This is a genomic window from Pseudomonas sp. dw_612, from assembly GCF_018449725.1.
In the GTDB taxonomy this organism is placed as follows: Bacteria; Pseudomonadota; Gammaproteobacteria; order Pseudomonadales; family Pseudomonadaceae; genus Aquipseudomonas.
Map to the genome: position 1 here is coordinate 136,819 of NZ_JAAVVC010000019.1, position 6,930 is coordinate 143,748.

The 6,930-nt window shown below is 60.8% G+C and carries 6 protein-coding genes; all 6 read right to left on the minus strand.

Going from position 1 to position 6,930, the window contains the following annotated elements; genetic code table 11:
* Nucleotides 1-81: 81 nt before the first annotated feature.
* The 6 genes from HB680_RS24620 to HB680_RS24645 all read right to left on the minus strand — a co-directional run bounded on the left by HB680_RS24620 (nucleotide 82) and on the right by HB680_RS24645 (nucleotide 6,766).
* Complete coding sequence (locus HB680_RS24620; protein WP_213941028.1) at nucleotides 82-1,296, minus strand: DUF3426 domain-containing protein; 1,215 nt, start codon at nucleotides 1,294-1,296, stop codon at nucleotides 82-84.
* Between the two features lie 30 nt (nucleotides 1,297-1,326).
* The gene (gene prmA / locus HB680_RS24625) at nucleotides 1,327-2,205 is read right to left on the minus strand and encodes a 50S ribosomal protein L11 methyltransferase (protein WP_213941029.1); all 879 of its coding nucleotides are present in this window, start codon (nucleotides 2,203-2,205) and stop codon (nucleotides 1,327-1,329) included.
* A gap of 339 nt (nucleotides 2,206-2,544) precedes the next feature.
* Nucleotides 2,545-3,903 carry an acetyl-CoA carboxylase biotin carboxylase subunit gene (gene accC / locus HB680_RS24630; protein ID WP_131058899.1) on the minus strand — a complete coding sequence of 453 codons (1,359 nt, stop codon included), beginning with the start codon at nucleotides 3,901-3,903 and terminating at the stop codon, nucleotides 2,545-2,547.
* A gap of 17 nt (nucleotides 3,904-3,920) precedes the next feature.
* Nucleotides 3,921-4,382: an acetyl-CoA carboxylase biotin carboxyl carrier protein gene (accB, locus tag HB680_RS24635; RefSeq protein ID WP_054044024.1), complete on the minus strand. Its 462-nt coding sequence runs from the start codon at nucleotides 4,380-4,382 to the stop codon at nucleotides 3,921-3,923.
* 48 nt (nucleotides 4,383-4,430) lie between these two features.
* Nucleotides 4,431-4,883, minus strand: a complete 453-nt coding sequence (aroQ, locus tag HB680_RS24640) for a type II 3-dehydroquinate dehydratase (RefSeq protein ID WP_007994226.1) — start codon at nucleotides 4,881-4,883, stop codon at nucleotides 4,431-4,433.
* A 131-nt stretch (nucleotides 4,884-5,014) separates the two neighbouring features.
* Nucleotides 5,015-6,766 (minus strand): protein-disulfide reductase DsbD, encoded by a 1,752-nt coding sequence (locus tag HB680_RS24645; protein WP_213941030.1) that lies wholly within the window; start codon nucleotides 6,764-6,766, stop codon nucleotides 5,015-5,017.
* Nucleotides 6,767-6,930 lie beyond the last annotated feature (164 nt).

Sequence of the window (6,930 nt, forward strand, 5' to 3'; positions counted from 1 at the left end):
AGTTATTCTGTTATCGCCAGCGGTTTGGTCGAAGCGGGCAAAGTCAGAAAACCGCCGTCAATCCCGGAACACTGAAGCGTTTCACTCGGGCGAATGGAAGCTCAGGCTGTAGTTCACCGCTTTGGGGCCTGGATCAAGGATGTCCAGCGCGATGTGGATCGGCGTTTGTGGTGGCATCTCTGCCATCCCTTCGAGGTCACCGTTGAGGTACTCGCCGGGTTTGAAACGACGACTGGCGATCAGGTGGCCGTTGAGGTCGGCAAAGCGCAGTTCCAGCAAAGGGAAGGGCTGGGAGAAAGCCGCGCGGTTATAGATGATGGCATCCACCACCAACGCGCCGTTGAAATCGGGGTGACTGCGGACCACCAGATTACTGCTTTTGATCTTGGCGATGTCGACCTTGGACGGCACTGTGCAACCGAGTTGCGGGCACAATTGCTGGAACCACGGACGGTATTGGTCCTGGCGGGCCAATTCGTCGAAATGGTAGGCCACGTACTGACCGACAAGGGCGCCGGCACCGAGCAGGATCAGCACCAGCCAGAAAAACCGTCGGCCCCAGGGCGAGCGGCGTTTTTGCCAGTCGAGTTGCAGCGGGTCGTCGGTCAGGTCGAGCAAGGCTTCGTCGCGTTCGGTCGCCTCGCTGCGTTCGTGTCGCTTGCGCAAGGGGACAATCGGGGGCAGGTCGTCGTCAGTTGTATCGGTTGCCGACAGGCGATCGTGGTGCAGGGGCATGTCGAGCGGATCATTCAGACGCAGTTGCGGCACCTGGGGTTCGTCGTCCAGATCAACCGGTTCCAGAGAGAACGAAGGTTCAGTGCGCGAGTGCTTGCTCGATTCTGCCTGCGGTTCCCGTTGGTCGGCTTCGGCCGCCTGGGCGCGATCAGCAGCCGATTCGCTGAACAGGCTGTCGGACCAAGGCTCATCGTCAGTTTCGACGCTGTCCCGGCGCGCGCTCAAGGCGTCTTCGCGGTGCTGGCCGAATTCCTTGGTCGGCTGGATTTCCCGCTGTTCAAGCCGGGCGAGTTCCTGGTCCAGGTCGAGGCTGTCCAGATCCATCTCGGTGGCGGACCACTGCTTTTGGCTGATGGCCCGCACCGGCGGCTCGGCGACGGCCGGAGCGACCGGTTTGACCGCGTCCTTGCCGGCCCGCTGCTCAAGCAGTTGCCTGGCGGCGTTGAACACTTGCAGGCATGAGCCACAGCGAACCACCCCACGGGCCACGCTCAATTGAGCATGGCTGACGCGGAAGCTGGTTTGGCAATGCGGGCACTGGGTGACGAAGCTGTCGGTCATGCGGCGATCCGGATTATGCAGGTGCTCATTCTAGCGCCGACGGCCAGTGATGCGCACCCAGCCATCACGATTGGCAATCGGGTCCAGATCGAAGTCCTGGGCGTAGGCCCTGGCGACTTCTTCACCTTGCTCGGCGAGGATGCCCGACAGCGCCAGACGACCGCCCGGCTTGACCAGGCTGGACAATTGCGGGGCCAGGGAAACCAGCGGGCCGGCGAGGATATTGGCGACCAGCACGTCGGCCTGAACCTGCGGCAGATCTTCCGGCAGATACAGCGGGAACAGCGCTTCGGCGATGTTGTTGCGCCCGGCATTGTCGCGGGACGCTTCCAGGGCTTGCACGTCGATGTCGGTGCCGACGGCTTCCTTGGCGCCCAGCAGCAGGGCGGCGATCGCCAGAATCCCCGAGCCGCAGCCGAAGTCCAGCACATTGCAGTCCTTCAGGTCCTGGCCGTCGAGCCATTCCAGGCACAGCGCGGTGGTCGGGTGCGTGCCGGTGCCGAACGCCAGGCCCGGGTCCAGCAGCAGATTCACGGCGTCTGGCTCCGGAGCGGCGTGCCAGCTCGGGACGATCCACAGACGCTCACCGAAGCGCATCGGCTGGAAACCATCCATCCAGCTGCGTTCCCAGTCCTGGTCTTCGATGATTTCGCTGTGATGCTCGGGCAGCGGGCCGCCGGTCAGCAGTTCCATGTGAGCCAGTACGCTGGCGGCTTCGGTACCGTCCTCGAACAGGGCCAGCAGATGGGTGTGGGACCACAGCGGCGTGGTGTTGAGTTCCGGTTCGAAGATCGGCTGGTCTTCGGCGTCCATGAAGGTCACCGACACGGCGCCCACTTCAAGGAAAGCGTCTTCGTAGGTTTCGGCTTGTTCTGGGCTGATGGCGAGACGGACTTGCAGCCAAGGCATGGCGGGCACCTTTGAAAAATATTGATTGCAGCCTAGCGGGCTGCGAGAAGCGCGCAAGTTTACGCGAGCGCGGAGGTTTTGTGGGAGTGGACAGCTTCGAATGCCGCTCAGTTGAAGCGCGACGCCCCTGTAGCAGCTGGCGAAGCCTGCGTTCGGCTGCGCAGCAGTCGTGAATCCAGGCAGCGCGGTCTTTCAGGAACAACGCGTTCTCAGGTTTTACGACTGCTGCGCAGCCGAACGCAGGCTTCGCCAGCTGCTACAACGTTATGTTGCAGCCGTATGGGAATCTCCAGAAACAACAAAGCCGCTCGAAAGCGGCTTTGTTGATCGGGCTAACGCTTAATGCTTGTCGCCAGCCAGCTTGTGTTCCAGGTAGTGGATGTTGATTCCACCTTTGCAGAAGCCTTCATCGCGGACCAGGTCGCGGTGCAGCGGGATGTTGGTCTTGATCCCGTCGACAACGATTTCGTCCAGCGCATTGCGCATGCGCGCCAGGGCTTCGTCACGGGTTGCGCCGTAGGTGATCAGCTTGCCGATCAACGAATCGTAGTTCGGCGGAACGGCATAGCCACTGTACAGGTGCGAATCGACGCGAACGCCGTTGCCGCCTGGAGCGTGGAAATGCTTGACCGTACCTGGGCTTGGCATGAAGGTTTTTGGGTCTTCGGCATTGATCCGGCATTCAAGTGCGTGACCGCGGATGACGACGTCTTCCTGGGTGTACGACAGCTTGTTGCCAGCGGCGATGCTGAGCATCTCCTTGACGATGTCGATGCCGGTGACCATTTCCGATACCGGGTGCTCAACCTGAACGCGGGTGTTCATTTCGATGAAATAGAACGCGCCGTTTTCATACAGGAACTCGAAAGTGCCTGCGCCACGGTAGTTGATGTCGATGCACGCCTTGACGCAGCGAGCGAGGACTTCAGCACGCGCCTTCTCGTCGATGCCCGGTGCCGGCGCTTCTTCGAGAACTTTCTGGTGACGACGTTGCAGCGAGCAATCGCGGTCGCCCAGATGGATCGCATGACCCTGGCCATCGGAAAGCACCTGGACTTCCACATGACGTGGGTTGGTCAGGAATTTTTCCAGATAGACCATCGGGTTGCCGAACGCCGCACCTGCTTCAGTACGGGTCAGTTTTGCGAAAGAAATCAGGTCTTCTTCTTTATGCACAACGCGCATGCCGCGACCACCACCGCCGCCAGCGGCTTTGATGATCACCGGATAGCCGACTTCACGACCGATGCGCAACGCAGTTTCTTCGTCTTCCGGCAGTGGGCCGTCGGAACCTGGAACGGTCGGTACGCCGGCAGCGATCATGGCGTGCTTGGCCGAAACCTTGTCGCCCATCAGGCGAATGGTGTCGGCTTTCGGGCCAATGAAGGCGAAGCCAGAGTTCTCGACCTGTTCGGCGAAATCGGCGTTTTCCGCGAGGAAACCGTAGCCTGGGTGAATGGCGGTAGCGCCGGTCACTTCAGCGGCGGCGATGATCGCCGGAATGTGCAGGTAAGACTTTGCAGCCGATGCCGGACCGATGCAGACGGATTCGTCCGCCAGACCCAGGTGCATCAGCTCTTTGTCAGCCGTGGAATATACGGCGACGGTCTTGATGCCCATCTCTTTGCAGGCACGCAGGATCCGCAGGGCGATCTCACCGCGGTTGGCGATCAGAACTTTTTCCAACTTCGCAGTCATCAAAGTCTCTCCGCGGTTCAAACGATGGTGAACAGCGGTTGGTCGTACTCAACCGGCTGGCCGTCTTCGACGAGGATGGATTCGATCACACCGCTGGTTTCAGCTTCGATGTGGTTCATCATCTTCATGGCTTCAACGATGCACAGGGTGTCGCCTTTCTTCACGGTCTGGCCCACTTCAACGAAGGACGGCGAGGACGGCGAAGATTTGCGATAGAAGGTGCCGACCATCGGCGAACGGGCAACGGTGCCGTTCAGGACTGGTGCGGCCGGAGCAGCAGGAGCGGCCGCAGCCACCGGAGCAGCGGCAACAGGTGCCGGGGCCGGAGCGTGCATTGGCGCTGGAGCGTAGTACTGCTGAGCCGGGGTCTTGCTGTGACGGCTGATGCGAACGGACTCTTCGCCTTCCTTGATCTCGAGCTCGTCGATGCCGGACTCTTCCAGCAATTCGATCAGTTTCTTAACTTTACGGATATCCATGAATCATCAACTCCCAAGGGTCGGTCAGGGGCGTTCAACGCTTGTTGTTCAAGCCGTTGCCTGTCTTTCAAGCTGCTCTAGTGCGGCCTCCAGGGCCAGTCGATAACCGCTGGCGCCAAGGCCGCAGATCACTCCCACCGCTACGTCGGAGAAGTAAGAGTGATGGCGGAAAGGTTCGCGTTTGTGCACGTTAGACAAATGCACTTCGATGAATGGGATGCTCACCGCCAGCAGCGCGTCACGTAATGCGACACTTGTGTGTGTAAAAGCTGCTGGATTGATCAGAATGAAGTCCACACCTTCGCTGCTGGCAGCGTGGATGCGGTCAATCAATTCGTACTCGGCGTTACTTTGCAGGTGCAGCAAATGATGGCCGGCTTCGCGGGCACGGCGTTCCAGGTCCTGGTTGATCTGCGCCAGTGTCGTGGCGCCATAGGTGCCCGGTTCGCGGGTGCCGAGCAAGTTCAGGTTGGGTCCGTGCAGAACCAGTAGGGTCGCCATCTGCTGTTCCTTGTTATCTGTGTGCAATTGTCAGAACCCGGCGACTATGCCGCAAAGCCTTTGTGACTGTCCAGTTCTATGCAATAGCCAGCACGATGGCCGATGTTTGCGCGAAATATATGACCGAGTAATTAAATCCGGTCATTCGCTTTGGCGACACGTTCGGCGAAGTCTTGCGCGTTGATCTCGCCAATGACCCGCACATCGGAGCGTTCGACTCCGTCTTTACCGAAAAACATCAGGGCAGGCGGGCCGAACAGTGCGTAGCGGTCGAGCAGGGTGCGTTGTTCGGCGTTGCTGGCGGTGATGTCAAAGCGAACCAGTCGATAACCCTTGAGCCGTTCGACGACTTTCGCGTCGTTAAGCACCTCGTGTTCGATGACTTTGCAGCTGATGCACCAGTCGGCGTACCAGTCCAGCAGCAGCGGTGTGCCGGACGCTTTGGCTTCGGCGAGAACGCGATCGAGGTCGGCCGCCGTGCTGACGGTCTGCCATGCGCTGCTGGTTGGCGCTGGGTTGGCCACGACGGCTCTGCCAAGCGGGTTGAGCAAGTCGCCCTGGCCGCTGAAAGCGCCATACCAGCAGGCCATCGCGTAGAAGAGCAGGAACAGGCCGAGCAATTGCCCCAGGCGTTTGCGCGGCGGTTTATAGACAAACTCCAGCGCGCCAAGGAACAGGCCGACGCCGCCCCACAACAATCCAACGAGTAGCAGTGTGACCTGACCCGGCACCACGCGGCTCAACAGGCCGATCGCCAACGCGAGCAGTAAAACGCCAATCGCGTTTTTTACGTAGACCAGCCACGGGCCGCTTTTCGGCAACCAGGCCGCGCCGCCGGTGGCCACCAGCAACAGCGGCGTGCCCATGCCCAGGCCCAGCACGAACAGTTTCAAACCGCCGCCCAATGCATCACCGCTGGCGCTGATATATAACAACGCACCGGCCAGCGGCGCCGAGACGCAAGGCGAAACCAGCAGGCTGGAAACCACGCCCAGCACCGCCGCGCCCCACAATGAGCCGCCTTCGGTGCGCCCGGCAATCCGGTCCAGTCGGCTGCTGATGAAGTGCGGCAGTTTCAGTTCGAAGACGCCGAACATCGCCAGTGCAAACACGGCAAAAAACGTTGCGAACGGCACCAGCACCCAAGCCGATTGCAGGCGCGCCTGAAGATTGAGCTGCGCACCGAACATCCCCATCAACGCGCCGAGCAGGGCGAAACACGCCGCCATCGGCAACACGTAGGCCAACGACAGATTGAAGCCGCGCAGCCCGCCGACCTGGCCGCGCAACACCACGCCTGACAGGATCGGCAGCATTGGCAACACACAAGGAGTAAACGTCAGGCCCAGACCCGCGAGGAAGAACAGCGCCAGTTCGCGCCAGCTCCAGCTCGCCGTCGTGGCGACCTTGTCAGCAAACACCGCTCCGCTGCCATCAATGCTCAATCGCTCGGTTTCCGGCGGATAACACAGGCCTTTGTCGGCGCAGCCCTGATAGGTCACCGCCAGGGTGAACGCCCGTTGATCGGTGCGCGGCAGCTCTACATCGAGAATCCCGTGGTACACCTCGACATCGCCAAAGTACTCGTCGTGCTTCTTTTCACCGTCGGGCAGTTGCGCAGCGCCCAGGGCGACATCCGCCGGATCGGCGCGAAACTGGAAACGATGGCGGTAGAGGTAGTAGCCCTCGGTGGCGACGAAGCGCAGCTTGATCGATTGCGGCGTGCTGTCTACCAGGCTCAGTTGAAAGGCTTCGCGCACCGGCAGGAAGTCGGCGCTGTTGTTGATCGAACCCAGCGTCGAACTGGGTCGAGTGTCCAGCAAGCCGGCGGCGGAGGCCGGCAGGGCGAGCACTAAAAACAGCAGGCAGAGCAAACGGCGCATGACAATCTCGCGTATCGGAAGTGGGGGCATGATAGCGGACAGTCGGCGGGTGTGCAGGCCTGGGGTTTTGTGGTGTTTGTTCTGGCGCCTTCGCGAGCAAACCCGCTCCCACATTGGAATGCGGTCCCCTGTGGGAGATTCTATGTTGCAGGGGAACCCTGCAG